The sequence below is a fragment of the Burkholderia sp. LA-2-3-30-S1-D2 genome, assembly GCF_001523915.2.
In the GTDB taxonomy this organism is placed as follows: Bacteria; Pseudomonadota; Gammaproteobacteria; order Burkholderiales; family Burkholderiaceae; genus Burkholderia; species Burkholderia diffusa.
The window spans coordinates 495187-510914 of record NZ_CP013385.1 but is presented as its reverse complement, the minus strand read 5'-3'; the positions used below and the strand labels follow the sequence as shown (position 1 = coordinate 510914).

The window sequence follows — 15728 nt, the reverse complement described above, 5'->3', positions numbered from 1 at the left end:
GCACCTTCCCGTCGTGCGTGCTCAGTGTGCGGAGACCGAATCCAGCCCGGTCGATTTCACTTCCGCCTGCACGTCGGGCGACGCGAGATAGTCGAGAAGTGCCTTCGCTTCCTGCGGGTGCTGCGCGCCCACGGGGATGCCGGCCGCGAAGCGCGTGACGGACTGCAGCGACTCGGGAATCTTCCCGACGAAGGTCGCGCCCTTCACGGGCAGCAGTTCGCTCACCTGCTGAAAGCCGATCTCGTAGTCGCCGTTCGCGACCACGGATGCGACCGGGATTCGCGGGACCATGGTCGCCTTCGATTTCACCTGGTCCTCGACGCCGAGCTTCCTGAACAACTCCCGCTCGATGTAGACGCCGCTCGCGCTGTCCGAGTAGGCGATCGACTTCGCATGCAGCAGAACCTGCTTGAGGCCTTCGGCCGTGCTGATGTCGGGTTTCGCCACGCCGTCGCGCACGACCATGCCGATGCGCGAATCGGCCAGCTCGACGCGCGATCCGGCGATCACCTTGCCTTGCCGGATCAGATCGTCGAGCGCATAGCCGACCATGATCACGGCGTCGGCCGGCTCGCCGCGCGCGAGCCGGTTCGGAATCGCTTCAGGCGATTTGCCCATCGACGGGCCGAGCGCGGTATCGAGTGTGTTGCCAGTGTGGGACGCGAACCGCGGGCCGAGCAGTTTGTAGGCGGCGGTGAAGCCGCCCGAGCTCATCACGTGCAGGTCGGCGGCCTGCACGTTCGCGGTGACCGCCGAGGTGGCGACGAGCGCGGTCGCGCAGAGTTTCAGGAGCAGGTTTTTCATGGTCGTGGTCTTGGCCGTGTGGAGTCGGGACAGGTCGTTCGGCATGAGGCTTCAGTGCGCCGGCGTCAGCGTGACCGTCCGCCGGCGATACAGGGCGAACGTCGCGAGCAGCCCGCACACCGCGGCGAGGCTCATCCAGTAACCGGGCGCGGCCTTGTCGCCGGTCATGTGAATGAGCGCCGTCGAGATGGCCGGCGTAAAGCCGCCGAACACGGCCGTGGCGAGGCTGTAGGCGAGCGAGAAACCCGCCACGCGCACCTCGACGGGCATCACTTCCGTCAGGGCGACGACCATCGCACCGTTGTAGATCCCGTACATGAACGACAGCCACAGAAGCACGAGCAGCATGTTGACGAACGATGGCGCATGAGCGAGCAGGGACAGCGCCGGGTACGCGGTGGCGATCGCAAGCAGCGTCATGCCGACGAGCAGCGGCCGGCGGCCGATGCGATCGGACAGGGCGCCGCCGATCGGCAGCCACACGAAGTTCGACACGCCGACGCACAGCGTCACGAGCAGGCTGTCGGCCGTGCTCAGGTGCAGGACCGACTTGCCGAAGGTCGGCGCGTAGACGGTGATGAGATAGAAGCTCGTGGTGGTCATGGCGACCAGCATCATGCCGGCGACCACGACGCCCCAGTTGCGCGCCAGCGTACCGAACACTTCCTTCATGCCCGGACGATGCTTGCGGGCCTTGAACGCCTGCGTTTCCTCGAGGTTGCGGCGCAGCATGAAGATGAACGGCACGATCATGCAGCCGACGAAGAACGGCGCGCGCCAGCCCCACGCGGCGATGGCCGACGTGCTCAGCCATTGATTGAGCGCGAAGCCGAGGGCTGCCGCGACGACGATCGCGACCTGCTGGCTGGCAGACTGCCAGCTCGTGTAGAAGCCCTTGCGGCCAGGCGTCGCCATCTCGGCGAGATAGACCGACACGCCGCCGAGCTCGGCGCCTGCCGAAAAGCCCTGCAGCAAGCGCCCGACCAGCACGAGCGCGGGCGCGAGCAGGCCGATCGTCGCGTAGCCCGGCACGAACGCGATCAGGATCGTGCCGCTTGCCATGATGGCCAGCGTGACGATCAGGCCCTTGCGGCGGCCGACGTCGTCGATGTACGCACCCAGCACGATCGCGCCCAGCGGCCGCATCAGGAAGCCCGCGCCGAAGACGGCGAAGGTCATCATCAGCGACGCGAACTCGCTCGCGGCGGGAAAGAATACGGCGGAGATCTGGGTGGCGTAGAAGCCGAACAGGAAGAAGTCGAACTGCTCGAGGAAGTTGCCGGCCGTTACGCGGAATACCGCGGCGGCCTTCGAACGTCCGGTCGGAAGGCTGGGCGAGGGGTGCATCAGGGTGTCTCCAGAAAATGCGGGAAATGCGCGGGGAGCGATCGATTGTCGTTTCGGTAATCTTCACCCGAAGACGAGAAAACGATAAGTGCGATTTTCGGAAGGATTGATGTTGTTTGGTTATCAATCGGGCAGCGCGCTTCGCCAGTCGCGCACGGCCGGCGACCGACGACGCCGGCCTCAAAGGATCGGCACGCCTCGTCGATCCGTCAAAAAACCCCAAAAAAAGCCCCGCATTCGCGGGGCTGTCGCCTGAACCACCGGCAAATCACGAACGGTCAATGCCGCCCGCGCGTGCGCGGATCATTCAGTTCCTCGGTCGGATCGGTGAGCCCGAGCTCGTCGCCCGCGCTCCAGTACGGCGTGCTGCCATAGAACTCGTGCAGCGGCGTGGCCCATTGCGGGTCCGCCATCGCCGGCCAGTGATCCTTGTCGAAGCCCGGTGCGTTGCGGATCCGCTCGGACGACACCGACAGCAGGAAACACTTGCGTTCGGTGTCCAGCGTGAGTGCGCTCCATGGAATCGCGAGCAGCTTGTCGCCGATGCCGAGCAGGCCGCCGCTCGACAGCACGGCGTACGCGACGCGGCCCGAGCGCACGTCGAGCATGATGTCCTTGATCTTGCCGACGTCGTCGCCATCGGTCGTGTAGACCTTGTCGCCTTCCAGCGTGTCGGCCGCCATCACGTCGGGGCCTGGGCCGGCCGCCGTCGCGCCCTTGCCGATGATGCGCGTCTGTCCTCGGTCGGAAGTCTGCATGGTTGTCCTCCTGGTTGCGTGGAGCGCGGCCGTGCCCGGGATGGACCCTGCGGGTCGCGCGGGTTGTCGGGCGGGGCGAGGATCGCCCCGTCACGTACGCTTCGGTTGCGACACGCCTTCGAGCGTGTTCGCGACGTCGTCACGCGCGGGGCCGGCCGTGCGCGTCGCGATGTCCGCGAGCGACAGCATGCCGACGAGGCGCTGGTCGTGATCGACGACGGGCAGGCGGCGCAGTTGCGCGTCGGCCATGTAGTGCTGGATCTCGTCCAGCGGATCGTCCTCGAAACACCATTCGATCGGGCCCGACGCAACTTCGTGGATCCGCGTCTCCGGCGGCTTGCCGGCCGAGATCGCGCGCACCGCGAGGTCGCGGTCCGTGACCATGCCGATCAGCCGGTTGTTGTCGCACACGGGCAGCGCGCCGATGTCGTAGCGCTCCATCAGTTGCGCCGCATGACGGATCGAGTCGGTCGGCGCAATGTGCACGACGTCCTGCGACATGATTTCGTTGACGCGTTGCATGGAGTCCTCCTGGCGGCTTGAAGCGGGGCCGTGCGATTCAGCAAGCGGCGTGCCGTTTGGCACGGGTGTCCGTCGAATCGCCGACGGTCATGCGTCGCGGCGCCTGGCCGGGTCCTGCCACGGGCCGTCGTCGTGCGTGCCCGGCGGCGTGTCGGGTTCGATGCGCGTGATGCCGCCGGTCGCGGGCGGATCGCTCGCGGGGAACGTGTCCTCGAGCTGCTTGTCGATATGCCGCTCCGAGTGGCGCGTTTTCGTGTGGTCCTGGTCCTTGAGCGGCGGCGACGGGGCGGGACGCGGTTCGCGCGCCGGCGCGTCGCGGCCGGAACGGGTCGAATCCTTCATGGCAGGGCTCCGTGTCGGTGACGATGAGGCGGTTTTCGCGCAACGGCCGTGCCCGCTGCATCCGGACGGCACGCGACTTGCCGCGTCGGCGGCAACGACGACACCACGGCGCGCCACGCGCCGCATGCATGCGCACATCAAGCGGGAGGGCATGATGACGATTCCGAAACGGCGGCCATGCGTGCGCTATGAAGTCAACGTATGTGGCGGAGGGTTCGAGTCGGTGAAAAGCCACTTCATCACGTGGAAGCAGGAGCCGCTGATCTATCGGCCCGATCGCCGCATGTTCGAAGGCAAGGCCGACGTGCGGCCGCTCGACGAGACGTTCGGCTCGACGGAGCCGGCGCGCTTCGCGCTGCAGCGCGCGTGCGACCCGACCGATCCGTATGCGCTCGCCGCGCGGGTGCGCGACGACGACCACGAGCTGTGGCTCGTGATGGCTGCGTACGACGGGTAGCGCGATGGTCTTGAAAGAATTGCAGCGCGCGGTGTAGCGAAGACACGTCGCGCCGGGCGGCGGCCTGCACGTTGGCGCGTCGACGCGCGGCAAACGCCGACAGAGGCCGGCATGCGGCTTGCGGACCTTGGCGCATCGAGCGGCGAACGCGCCGCGCCGCGATCCGGTTCCGCGAGGAGAGCGCAACGATCGAATGCCCATGAACAGAGACGCCATCCGAAACCCTGCTCAGTCGATGCACCGGCCCGAGCCGCCTGTGCCCGACGTCGGGCCGGACCCACAACCGCCCCCGCCGGACGACCTGCCGCCCGGCACGCCCGAGCCGTATCACGATCCGGAAGGCGATCCGCCAGAGCAGCCGCCGCCGGAACGTGAGCCGCCGATCCACGTGTCGCCGACGGGCGTGCCGCCGGTGGCGTTCAGAGGTGGCCGCGCAAAATCGGACAGCGGGATAAGTGGAACGGCCGGGGCCTGAGCCAGCGATAATGCAGGCAAAGGAACCGAGGAAATGACGAAACGAACCCGACGCACGCACTCAGCGGCGTTCAAAACGAAAGTGGCCCTGGCGGCTGTCAAGGGCGAGCGCACGCTGGCCGAACTGGCGCAGCAGTTCGATGTGCATCCGAACCAGATCACAGAATGGAAACGGCAGTTGCAGGAGCGCGCGGCCGACGTGTTCGGTGCGGCTGGCCCGGTGTCTAGCGAGCCACCGGTAGACGTGAAGACCCTGCACGCCAAGATCGGCCAACTCAGCCTGGAAAATGATTTTTTAAGCGGCGCGCTCACCAAGGCGGGATTGCTGAGCGCAAAGCGATGATTGACCGTGGCCATGCGTTGCCGGTTTCGCAGCAAGTCCGGCTGGTTGGTATCGCGAGATCGAGCGCGTATTACCGGGCGCGGCCTGTGGGCGAAGTCGATCAACGGCTGATGCGCCGGATCGACGAACTGCATCTGGAGTTCCCGTTTGCCGGTGCCCGGATGCTGGCGCGCTTGCTGCGCCGGGAAGGCTACGAGGTCGGCCGGCGCCGCGTACGCACGCAAATGAAGCGCATGGGCGTGGAGGCGCTGTACTGCAAGCCGAACACGAGTCGGCGCAACGCGCAGCACAAGGTCTGGCCGTATCTGCTGAGCGGCATGAAGATCGAGCGGGCCAACCAGGTCTGGGCACTCGACACGACCTACGTTCCCATGGCGCGAGGCTTCGTGTATCTGACGGCGGTGGTGGACTGGGCCAGTCGCAAGATCCTCGCGCACCGCGTGGCGATCACGCTGGAGGCCGTGCATGCCGTTGAAGCGCTGGAAGAAGCGTTCGCCCGCCATGGGCACCCCGACATCGTGAACACCGATCAGGGCAGCCAGTTCACGGCGGGAACATTCACCGAGGCGGTGCTGGGCCGAGGCATTCGACTGTCGATGGACGGCAAAGGTGCTTGGCGCGACAACGTGTTCGTCGAGCGCGTGTGGCGCAGCATCAAGTACGAAGAAATTTATTTGCGAGCCTACGAGTCGGTAAGCCATGCCCGGCGCTCCATTGGCCAATACATTGAGCTGTACAACCGCAAACGGCCTCATTCGAGCCTGGCGGATCAGACGCCCGATGAGGCATACTTCGCGACGCTGCCTGCGATCAAATCGGCAGCATGATCGCCCTGGACGCTCCACTTAAAACTCTCAGAAAACTGTCCGAACGAGCGAGGCCACCTCTGACCCACCAATATGGGTTCATGGAACCAGACGATACCAACCAACGCTGTGCCAGCAGCACCAATACCGGCCCATACTGCGTACGCGGTTCCCAATGGCAGCACTTTTAATGTGAAGCTCATTAGCCACACACTCAGCACGGCCGCTACGACAGATATCCCACTGGGAAGTATATTTGTGTAGCTCTCAGAGGGTTTTATGGTCACGGAGAACACAACTTCCAGTAAGCCGGAAGCCAGAACGATGGACCACGCTGCAAACGGACTGGAGATGGCAAACATGCGTCTTGCCCTCAGATTGGAAGTGATCACCAAAGTACACCTCATGATATGCCCCGCCCACGAAATCACGGATAGGTCCCCCGCGCGCGACCCGCGCTCATAAAGACAACCTGAACCTCGACTCCGTCCACGCATGAACGAGCTGGCACACGTGATTTCGGGCTGCACGCAGATGCCCGTCCACCTGGCGACTGCCAGGGTCTAGCCGCTATCATTTGCCTCGTCGACACCGTAATGTGGGGCCAGTCGCACGCTGAGCCAGTGATGCGAATGCGTGCGCTGGTCGCCCAATGCGATCGGCTGAAGCGGATCCGCGTCTTTCTCGGCATAGGGCTCGCCGACGTCCTGGCTCACGAGCATGTTGACGCATTCGATTTCGTCGCCTACTGCGGCAGCGGATCGAATCGCGCTTGCGCGCGCCGGGGTGCTAGACATCCTGCCCGCGCATTACTCGCAACTTCCAGAGCTGATCCGCGACGGCCGGTTGCGGATCGACGTCGTTATGCTGCAGGTGTCGCCGCCCGACGAACACGGCCGCTACAACTCGGGCTCGCCCGCGAATATTTGCTCGAAGCGGTGAAGCGCGTGCGATTGTCGCGGAAGTGCATCCCGACGTTGCGCGAGCGCGTGGACCAACTCCATCTGATCGGTGATGCACGGTCGGCTCGCGATATCCAGCCGGCGATTCGTGAAGGTCACATTTCCGGACGATCGATTAAATAGGAGTGCGAGTTATTTGAGGGAGCGGGTCAAACCGTAATGGAAAGGTTCACTAGTGTCCTGTTCCGCTGATTCGCGAGCAAAGTCGATGCAGCTTTTCGAGGATGGAATCGGCTGAGGCGGTCCAGACGAACGGTTTGCAGTTTTCGTTGTAGTGGGAAACGAATTGATCGATTCGCTTGACCAGTTGTTTGACCGAGCCGAACGAGCCTCTACGGATCGCTTTGTCGGTGATCAGCGCAAAGAAGCGTTCGACCTGGTTGAGCCACGAACTGTAGGTGGGAATGAAATGCATATGCCAGCGGGGGCGTGCCGCCAGCCACGCCTTGACCTTCGGATGCTTGTGACTGCCGTAGTTGTCGACGATGCAGTGCACGTCGAGTTCGGCTGGCACGGCCTTGTCGATTTCGCGCAGAAACGACAGGAATTCCTGATGTCGATGACGTGGCTTGCAGGTAGCGAGCACGGCGCCATTGAGCACATTCAGGGCGGCAAACAGCGTCGTGGTGCCATGACGGACGTAATCGTGAGTGACGCCTTCAACGTAGCCGAAACCCATCGGCAGCATGGGTTGCGTGCGCTCGAGCGCCTGACATTGGCTCTTCTCGTCCACGCACAGCACCAGAGCGTTCTCCGGCGGACTGAGGTACAAGCCGACCACATCGCGCAGTTTCTCGATGAAGAACTGATCGGTCGAGAGCTTGAAGCTTTCACTTCGGTGCGGCTGCAGACCCAGCAGTTTGAAGTAACGGTGCACGCTCGTCGGCGAGATGGCGGTTTCGGCGGCAATCGTGCGCACGCTCCAGTGAGTGGATCCATCTGCCGGCTTCGTGTGCAGGGTCTTGTGAATCAGTTGGGCCAGCCGTTCGTCGTCGATGGTGCGTGGCTTGCCGGGACGTACTTCGTCGTAGAGTCCGTTGATTCGCTGATCCAGAAACCGCAGACGCCACTTGCCCACCGTGGCACGCGTGAGTTGCAGGCGTTGCGCGATCGCGCTATTGGGCTCGCCGTCAGCCGCCGCCAGCACGATGCGCGCCCGCGAGACCAGCGCAGCCGAAATCGAGCGAGAGCGCGCTATCGACATCAGTTGCGAACGCTCGTCTTCGCTCAGCACCAGTTCCGCCTTCGGTCGTCCCATCACCATGCTGACGTCTCCCGTTCCGTTGACGTCAACATGCTACGCGAACATAGACCAGTTAACAACGGAACGGGACACTAGGAACCGTTATCTGAGCCAATCTACCGGATCACATGAGCTCGATTTCAGAAAGAAAAGTCACGATGAAAACTATCGTTGAACAGCTCGCAAGCTTCGCGAACGACATGCGATTCGAGGATCTACCGGAGACGATCGTCGACGAGTCAAAGCGCCTTCTTCTCGATTCGTTTGGCTGTGCGCTCGCGTGACCCTGGATCAGAATTAGTCTCGATCAGAAGTAGAGATTTCCGGTTTGGTCTAATCGTCAGGCGAGGCGGACTTCCTCGCCTGACGGGCGAACAGATTATTTCTTGGGTCAGCGCCTGTCCTAATCGATCTGTGCGTTGCTGCGGAAGGAGATGGAGTGGGTATGGGTCTACGAAGAGCTAATGAGGGTGCGCCGCCGTGGGCGGCGGATTATTGCCTCCGCCGCACAGGTCGTGTTGCTTATGAAAGCGCGTCGCGTGCCGATGTGGCGGCTGACCATTTGACGACTTGTTCGAGTCCGTGGCGACACAGGATCTCGCTTTCGTTAAAGTATACGAATGACTTCGCACCCGATTCCATGCCGGTCTGCATGCTTTCGATATTGCCGAGATCCTCGAGCATTGTGTCCGTAATGTGCGACGTGAAGTGTTCGAGCTGCAGACGTTCGCGAACGGACGCCGGCTTCTTATTGTAGAAGCGCGCTTCCCACACCGTCGTGTTCGCCGATGTCGGCCAGAACTCATGGGTCCAGAACTGGTTAGCTGAAATCTGCAAATGCCAGTTCGGGAAGAACCAGTTTACGTCGCTCGACCATTCGGCATGCTTGGTCGGATTGACGGCTTGGTGTTCGACGATAGAGTTGGTTTCATTGCCGTTTCGCGTGCCGGTGACCGTCTGGCCAGCTGCGAATAGCCAGCGCATCACTTTCGCCTTTTCCGAAGGTTTGCTGCTCGTATTGAGCCACAGCGACATCGATCGATGCGGGCCATAAAGATTTGCGCTGATCGGACGGCTGAACGGATTCGGTTGCCCTGTATAGATCGGGCCGAGCGTCTTCGGGTGAATCGAAGCGATGTGATAGGCCTCACTAAAATTCTCGGCCACGGCTTTCCAGTTCGCCTTGAATTCCCCACGCAACACGATTGGGTGGTCAGGATTCGGATATGCGATACCTGCAAGCGCATCGGCCATCGGCCCAAGGAATTCCTTCAGGCTGACTTCCGGCGCCGGCGCCATATTGATGAAGATCCAGCCTTCCCACACATCGACCGTTACAGGCGTGAGTCCGCACTTCTTCTTGTCCAGGTTGAAGAACCCGGCTTCGTCAGGCACGTGCGCGAGTGCACCGGAGTTGTTGTATCCCCAACTGTGGTAGCGGCAGACGAAGCGTTTCGCGTTGCCGCTCGCACGATGCTCGACTATGTTCGCGCGGTGTGCACATACGTTGTGAAAAGCGCGTATCGTGCCGTCGTCGGAACGTGCGACGATTACTGATGCGCTAAATACCGCGAGTTCCTTCACGAAGAAGTCGCCCGGTTTCGGAATACGCTCGACGCGCCCGATCATTAGCCACGAACGGCGGAACACCCGCTCGCGTTCAAGTTCATACTGAGCCGGGTCGGTATAAAGCGACACGGGCATCGCTTCGGTGTTCAGACCGACTGATTCGGTCAGACTGGGGTTGAATTCGGTAGGGTGGTTCATGCCGACTCCTGAAAATGGGAAAATCCGAAGACGCTCAGCCGTGCGGCTGGAAGCCCGTTACGATCTGGAGTGCGTGCTGCGAAGGCGCATGGCGAATAGTCGGTGCCTGATGCATCTCCACCGCGACGGCCGAGTGGCACATCGCGAGCAACAGCCGGAAAAGGTTTTCTGCCGGAGCTGGCATCTCGCTCAGTGGGAACTGTTCGACATAGGCGGTGGCTTCTTCGGCACGAGCGAATATCGCGTCGTAGAACTGCACGATCTCCGCGTAGGGTGTCGCGGCGCGTTGGATCCATCTTTCGTGGGATGTGGATGCACTCCACTTGGCAACGAAGGGTTCGAGCTCTTCGAAGCCCTCCGGCAGGAGGCCGGAATTGTCGGATGCTGCGTGAATCATCGTGCTCCTCCAAACGTGTCTGCGTTCGGTGGGAACGCAGGTTTCGTTTTTTGTGTATACGGACCAGGCATGTCTCACCTGCAGGTAAACCCGATACGCATATGAATATGATATGGATAGCGAATCAGTGAGGTTGCGTCATATACCTGTCCGCGGCGTTCGGTGTTCTCGGCCCGGCAGCAGAATCGAGGACACGCGGGTAGATGTTATTTCGCCGCTAGCGGGCCGGTATTTCGAAGGAGTCCGCTTTTTTTTCTAGAGCGTACGGATTTTGAATGCTGTTGCGATAGGGCGTGTCAACCGGAGGCATCACGATGTCCTTCGGTCAGTGCGGCTCTGATACGGTGACGCGGGCTGCTGCGCCGACGCGTATCGGTGGAGTGTGAGGTGCCTAGTGAGTCTGCCGAGACGCAATATGCTCGTTGCCGTAGGCCGCTGGAGACTGGCGCCGATACTGGATCGGGGAGCAGGACGTCGTTCGTTTGAACGCCGTACAGAACGCGCTTTCAGACTCGTAACCAAGCGCGAATGCGATTGACGCGACGCTTTCGGTGGTGCCGCGCAATCGGTTCATTGCCATCAGCATACGCCATCGCATGAGATAGCTCATCGGTGTTTCGCCGGCGATCTCCTTGAACCGCTGAGCAAAGACCGTGCGAGAAAGCCCGGCAACACGAGCGAGTTCGTCCAGCGACCAGTGGCGCCCCGGGTCGGTGTGCATCGCGCGAATTGCTGCACAAATCCGGCGATCTGACAGCGCTGCGAGCCATCCGGTTGGCAGGTGGGGGGACAGTGTCGTCAAGTGATGCCGCAGCATCTGTACCAGCATCAGGTGCAGCAGGTGATTCGCAACCAGCATGCCGCCCGGCAGCGGTTCCAGCAGTTCGCTTTTCAATTGGTCGAGCGCCCAACGCTGGATGTCAGCCTGACGGGTTAAGTGTGGAGAATTGACGAACGACGGAAGGGCGTCGAGCAGCATTGCCGCATGGTCATTGGGAAACGAGAAGAAAGCACCGATCAGAAGAACTTCCCCCCCTCCGTTGTGGACAGCGATGCCTTCACGTCCTATGGCTTCCAGCACGGCCGACGAGTCTTGGGGCGGCAAGGAAGGGTCAGTCGATAGCGTAATGCCAGTGCCTCGGTTCAGCAGGAAGCAGTCGCCTGCTGCCAAATGCACGGGTTGTGCCATTCCGTCGACGCTACCCCAGCATTCACCTTGCAGCACTGCAGCGCACTTGATGCCGTGATAAGGCGGAAAGAATAGGGACCATGCGCCTGCCGTGTCGAACGAAGCATAGAGCTGGCTATGCGGCCTCAATAACGAAAGAACATCCGAAAGCGGATCCATGAATGTCGGGATTGCAGTCGTTGGCGAACACGAACGTCGGAGATTCCGAAGGGGCACTTCTCGCCCGCACGTATGGCGACGTTGCGAAGGGCACTCGGCAACGTGCTATGCGAGCAGCGCTCGTGTCACGGCGGGACCACGATGTGCGGGCCGGCATTACCTGAGAGTGTGGCGCAGCTTTAACCGGGCAAATGCATTGCGATGATAGTAGCACTGGATCATGCATGTACGACCCGCGTCCTTCTTCGAGATAACCCTAAGCAATGTGGCGTCTCTTCGATTTCTGCATCGTGATACTGGGGCCTGCCGATTCGACTCCCATTCCTCGTTTTCGAAGTACGGAATCATAGTCGCCTGGGATTGGCGGCAGCTCGGCTAGCAGGGCTTTCGGTTTGCGAGGCATAAACTCTCCTTGTGAGCGTGTTATGCCTCAAACACGAATTTCCTGACAGGCCCGTTTGAACTCCTACAGTTACTGACCTTGGCCAAACCACACGTCAGTCGACCTGCGTACCACGCTCCTCCGCAAGCAACCGTCGATAATGAGGAAGCGCGCCGAACAGCAGCCAGGCGGCGAGCGCGGCAGCGATCGTGCAAATGATGCCGATCGAGTTGCCGACCATCTTTGGATTGCCAAACACACGATCGGTGAAGAGCGCAATCAGCGTCGGGCCGAACCCGAAACCGATCAACTGCGCGAAGAACGAGTAAAGCGCGCCGACGGTGCCACGCATGCGGCTGGGCGCGACGAGTTGCAGCGCCGCGGCCATGCACCCGGTTGGCAACGTGAAGAAAAAGACGGTTCCGGCAGCAGCGGCCAGGGTACCCGCCGCGCCGGGTGCGAACGGAATGCTCGCGCAGCAGAGCAGCATCGGGATCATCGCGAAAGCGGCCGTGCGCAACGACGCGTCCTCGTAGCCGCGCTGCTCGAAGCGGCGCACAACCCAGGGGCCAGACAGTGCACCAGCAATCCCGCAGCAGACGACGAGTGCGCCGAAACGAAAACCGACGAGCGCCGCGGGCATGCCGTGTGAACGGATCAGGTACGTCGGCATCCATGCGGGCATGCCGAGTACGACGATCGCGAGCATGCCAACGCCGAGCAGGATGCGCGCGTAGAACCCTCGTCGCGCCCACAGGAATGCAATGGATTCCCGGGTCGAGAACTGGCGATCGTCCGTGCTCCCGCTGACAACCTTGCTGCGCGTCGGCTCGCGCACCGTCAGCCATACCAGCAACGCGAACAGCATACCCGGCAGCCCGATCAGCACGAATGCGAGCTGCCAAGTTTCAAACCCGGCGAGCAGTGGGAACCGTTGGTGGACGTCGCGGGCAAACGAGATGACAAGGCCGCCGGCAACAAGCGACAGTCCGCCGCCGAGCATCGGGCCGAGAATGAACACGCTCATCGCGCGCGGCATCTTCTGCGCCGAGAAGCAGTCCGCGATCATCGACAAAGCGATCGGAAACACGCACGCTTCGCTGGCCCCGACGCCGAAGCGCGCGAGGAACAGCCCCTGGAACGTCGTTGCCTTACCGCACAGCGCCGTGAAGACACACCACAGACAAATGCCGACCAACAGGATGTTGCGGCGGTTGGTCACATCGACGAGGCGGCCGAACAGCGGCGAGGCGATTAGGTACGCGGAAATGAACGCAATGCCCTGCACGAGGCTGAGCTGCGTGTCGGAAATGGCAAGCGAATGCCGGATCGGGTCGACCAGCAGATTGAGCAGCTGGCGGTCGATATACGCGAGCGAATACGCGAGCGTCAGCATGGCCAGGATGTACCACGACCGTAGGCTGTCGTGAACGACCCTCGATGAGGTCCGTCCTCCGCGCGTGTCATCCAGGCCGCCTGCGGGCGGGACTTCATTCATTGCATTCCTCATCATGTCTCCGAGACGGTCGTGTCTAACATCCGGGCGGACAACGCGCTTGCGTGGCCATCCATTTACCGAACTATCGTTAGATAGTTTGTGGCGGCCGAGCGGGAAGTGCCATGCGTGTTATCCATTAAGCGCCGCTTCCGCGTACGGTCGGACTGCGCATCCGGCATGCGGGTTTGACTGGGCGGAGCGATCGTCACTGCTTTATCAATCAATCGTTCGTTAGTCAGCCGAATCGATGGCGCAGACACCGTATCTGCGTGCTAGCTGACGGTGTTCCGAAGTACGGAACGCGAAATGAACGGCGCGCCGTGAGCGTGGCGAGCGCGGGTCGATCGCTCATTCGATCACAGCGCATGCCGTTGCCCCGGCTTTTCCGGCGTACCGTTTCGGCCTTCGAAAGAGAAGGACGGGCTGCCGTGCAACACGTATGTGCTTCCAACCTGCGGAACAACACAAGCGCCGCGTTGCGGATCACCGCACGACGGGCCTTTAATGCAGGGCAACGGCAACGTAACCCAATGCGTTGCACGGGATGGCAAGAGCGCCCGACGCGGCTTGCATATCCATAACAACGAGGAGATGCCACGACAATGAAGTTGTCATTCAAGCAGAGGCTCGGGTTGCCGCTGGTCCTGAGCTTGTTCTGTCTTATTCTGCTGTCGGTCACGAATGCGTACCGGAATCGTGAGATGCATCTCGAGGAACGCAAGTCCGATCTCGTGCATGCAACCCAGATCGCACGCGCCACGATCGAGTTCTATGCGAAGCGGGCCGGCGCGGGCGAGTTGAGTACCGAACAAGCGCAACGGCAGGCGATGGACGTGATCCGCAGCATGCGTTACGGTGAAGCGGGTAGCGGCTATTTCTCGATCGTGAGTTCGAAGGGTGTGGTGTTGATGTACCCATTCGACGCATCGATCCAGAACAAACCGTTGAGCGAACTGAATCCGAAGGCCGCTGCCATCGTGCAGCAGCAGATCGAATTGGCAACGCGAAGCGGCAGCGGATTTCAGCGCTTCGACTATCCGAAGGAAACGTCCGGGGTGACGAAGGACGCTGCGCGAATCGCGTACATCGATACGTACCGTCCATGGGACTGGGTGATCAATACGAGCCTGTTCGTCGACGATATCGACAGCGCATTTCAGGCAAACCTGCTGCAAACCCTCGGCATCTTTGTGCTGATCGCGCTGGTGATGAGCGGCATCGTCGTGGCGCTCAATCGCGGCATCGCGCGGACGATAGGCGGCGAGCCCGGCTATGCGGTCGAGATTGCCGGGCGAATTGCGGCCAACGATTTCACGGCGGTCATCGCGACCGAGCCGAACGACCGCGGCAGCCTGCTCTATTCGATGAAACGCATGCAAGCGAATCTGTCCGGTGCAATCAACGGCATCAAGGCTAACGCGGATTCGATCGCATCGGCGGCCGCACAGATCTCGGCCGGCGATCTGGATCTGTCTCGGCGCACCGAGATGCAAGCTGCTTCGCTGCAGGAGACCGCTGCGAGCATGGCGGAACTCTCGTCGAGAGTCGGCCAGAGCACCGACAACGTTCGGCAGGCGAGCCAGGTCGCAGTACAGGCCGTGCAGTCGGCCGAGCGTTGCAATGGCGTGGTTTCGCAGGTTGTCGAGGCGATGGGCAGTATTGAAGCAAGTTCCAGCAGGATCGCTGAAATTGTCGGTATCATCGAAAGCATCGCGTTTCAGACCAACATCCTGGCGCTTAACGCGGCTGTCGAAGCCGCGCGCGCAGGCGAGCAGGGGCGCGGTTTCGCCGTGGTCGCGTCGGAGGTGCGTGCGCTCGCTCAGCGCTCGTCGTTGGCATCGAAGGAAATTCGGGGCTTGATTCACGAATCCGTCGGATGCGTCAGGGGCGGCGTGGAACTCGTGAGCGCCGCGGGGACGTCGATGGCCGAGATCATGCAGGCGATCGCGCGCGTGACAGCCTTGATGGAAGAAATCGCAGCCGCCTCGGTGGAGCAGGGACACGGCATCGACCAGGTCAACCAGGCCGTGTCGGAGATGGACCGGGCAACACAGCACAATGCAGCGTATGTCGAGGAAGTGGCCGCCGCTGCTCAGTCTCTGGACGATCGGAGCAAGCAGCTCGTTGCGATGATTTCTAATTTCATCGTGCGCGAAGGCGACAACCCGCCGGTGCCGGAAGTACCGGGTACGCAACGGGATGGTCCGCCCGCGATAGCGAGGAGCCCAATGTCGGCAAGCGAGTCGTATGTGATGTAGGAGTGGACCCGACACCGCGA

17 protein-coding genes are annotated in these 15728 nt (G+C 61.8%); 6 read left to right on the top strand and 11 right to left on the bottom strand.

The window, feature by feature from the left end:
* Nucleotides 1-21: 21 nt before the first annotated feature.
* The 5 genes from WS66_RS31385 to WS66_RS31365 all read right to left on the bottom strand — a co-directional run bounded on the left by WS66_RS31385 (nt 22) and on the right by WS66_RS31365 (nt 3773).
* The gene (locus tag WS66_RS31385) at nt 22-804 is read right to left on the bottom strand and encodes a substrate-binding domain-containing protein (protein ID WP_059605976.1); all 783 of its coding nucleotides are present in this window, start codon (nt 802-804) and stop codon (nt 22-24) included.
* Nucleotides 805-855: 51 nt separating this feature from the next.
* A complete protein-coding gene (locus WS66_RS31380) occupies nt 856-2151 on the bottom strand; it encodes an MFS transporter (protein WP_059605978.1) in 1296 nt (431 codons plus the stop codon).
* A 278-nt stretch (nt 2152-2429) separates the two neighbouring features.
* Nucleotides 2430-2909, bottom strand: a complete 480-nt coding sequence (locus WS66_RS31375) for a PRC-barrel domain-containing protein (protein WP_059605981.1) — start codon at nt 2907-2909, stop codon at nt 2430-2432.
* A 90-nt stretch (nt 2910-2999) separates the two neighbouring features.
* On the bottom strand, nt 3000-3431 hold the full coding sequence (locus WS66_RS31370) for a CBS domain-containing protein (RefSeq protein WP_059605984.1): 432 nt from the start codon (nt 3429-3431) through the stop codon (nt 3000-3002).
* An 87-nt stretch (nt 3432-3518) separates the two neighbouring features.
* Nucleotides 3519-3773, bottom strand: coding sequence for a hypothetical protein (locus tag WS66_RS31365; protein WP_059605987.1), 255 nt, complete (start codon nt 3771-3773; stop codon nt 3519-3521).
* 154 nt (nt 3774-3927) lie between these two features.
* Between WS66_RS31365 and WS66_RS31360 the strand changes: the two genes are divergently transcribed.
* The 3 genes from WS66_RS31360 (at nt 3928) to WS66_RS31350 (ending at nt 5874) form a co-directional block, all read left to right on the top strand.
* Nucleotides 3928-4230 carry a hypothetical protein gene (locus WS66_RS31360; RefSeq protein WP_059606002.1) on the top strand — a complete coding sequence of 101 codons (303 nt, stop codon included), beginning with the start codon at nt 3928-3930 and terminating at the stop codon, nt 4228-4230.
* 193 nt (nt 4231-4423) lie between these two features.
* On the top strand, nt 4424-4705 hold the full coding sequence (locus tag WS66_RS34585) for a hypothetical protein (RefSeq protein ID WP_082729019.1): 282 nt from the start codon (nt 4424-4426) through the stop codon (nt 4703-4705).
* A gap of 33 nt (nt 4706-4738) precedes the next feature.
* A protein-coding gene (locus tag WS66_RS31350; protein WP_442859304.1) for an IS3 family transposase occupies nt 4739-5874 on the top strand; the annotation gives its coding sequence in 2 pieces (ribosomal slippage) (nt 4739-5003 and nt 5003-5874; 1137 coding nt in all).
* On the opposite strand, the gene WS66_RS31345 is transcribed toward WS66_RS31350, so the two are convergent.
* Nucleotides 5817-6215: a DMT family transporter gene (locus WS66_RS31345; RefSeq protein WP_082728987.1), complete on the bottom strand. Its 399-nt coding sequence runs from the start codon at nt 6213-6215 to the stop codon at nt 5817-5819. The two genes, WS66_RS31350 and WS66_RS31345, sit on opposite strands and share 58 nt — an antisense overlap.
* 424 nt (nt 6216-6639) lie before the next feature.
* Here WS66_RS31345 and WS66_RS34580 point away from each other — a divergent pair, with 424 nt between their 5' ends.
* The gene (locus tag WS66_RS34580) at nt 6640-6795 is read left to right on the top strand and encodes a hypothetical protein (protein ID WP_236872990.1); all 156 of its coding nucleotides are present in this window, start codon (nt 6640-6642) and stop codon (nt 6793-6795) included.
* A 192-nt stretch (nt 6796-6987) separates the two neighbouring features.
* On the opposite strand, the gene WS66_RS31335 is transcribed toward WS66_RS34580, so the two are convergent.
* Nucleotides 6988-8079 carry an IS630 family transposase gene (locus WS66_RS31335; protein WP_108064618.1) on the bottom strand — a complete coding sequence of 364 codons (1092 nt, stop codon included), beginning with the start codon at nt 8077-8079 and terminating at the stop codon, nt 6988-6990.
* 137 nt (nt 8080-8216) lie between these two features.
* Here WS66_RS31335 and WS66_RS31330 point away from each other — a divergent pair, with 137 nt between their 5' ends.
* The gene (locus WS66_RS31330; protein WP_108064783.1) at nt 8217-8342 is read left to right on the top strand and encodes an MmgE/PrpD family protein; all 126 of its coding nucleotides are present in this window, start codon (nt 8217-8219) and stop codon (nt 8340-8342) included.
* Between the two features lie 238 nt (nt 8343-8580).
* On the opposite strand, the gene WS66_RS31325 is transcribed toward WS66_RS31330, so the two are convergent.
* The 4 genes from WS66_RS31325 to WS66_RS31310 form a co-directional block, all read right to left on the bottom strand.
* Nucleotides 8581-9825 (bottom strand): aromatic ring-hydroxylating oxygenase subunit alpha, encoded by a 1245-nt coding sequence (locus WS66_RS31325; protein WP_059599738.1) that lies wholly within the window; start codon nt 9823-9825, stop codon nt 8581-8583.
* Between the two features lie 34 nt (nt 9826-9859).
* Nucleotides 9860-10222, bottom strand: a complete 363-nt coding sequence (locus WS66_RS31320; RefSeq protein ID WP_059599739.1) for a hypothetical protein — start codon at nt 10220-10222, stop codon at nt 9860-9862.
* A 391-nt stretch (nt 10223-10613) separates the two neighbouring features.
* Nucleotides 10614-11570, bottom strand: a complete 957-nt coding sequence (locus WS66_RS31315; RefSeq protein WP_059599740.1) for an AraC family transcriptional regulator — start codon at nt 11568-11570, stop codon at nt 10614-10616.
* A 497-nt stretch (nt 11571-12067) separates the two neighbouring features.
* Nucleotides 12068-13450: a spinster family MFS transporter gene (locus tag WS66_RS31310; protein ID WP_236872989.1), complete on the bottom strand. Its 1383-nt coding sequence runs from the start codon at nt 13448-13450 to the stop codon at nt 12068-12070.
* A gap of 602 nt (nt 13451-14052) precedes the next feature.
* Between WS66_RS31310 and WS66_RS31305 the strand changes: the two genes are divergently transcribed.
* Nucleotides 14053-15708: a methyl-accepting chemotaxis protein gene (locus tag WS66_RS31305; protein ID WP_082728859.1), complete on the top strand. Its 1656-nt coding sequence runs from the start codon at nt 14053-14055 to the stop codon at nt 15706-15708.
* Nucleotides 15709-15728 lie beyond the last annotated feature (20 nt).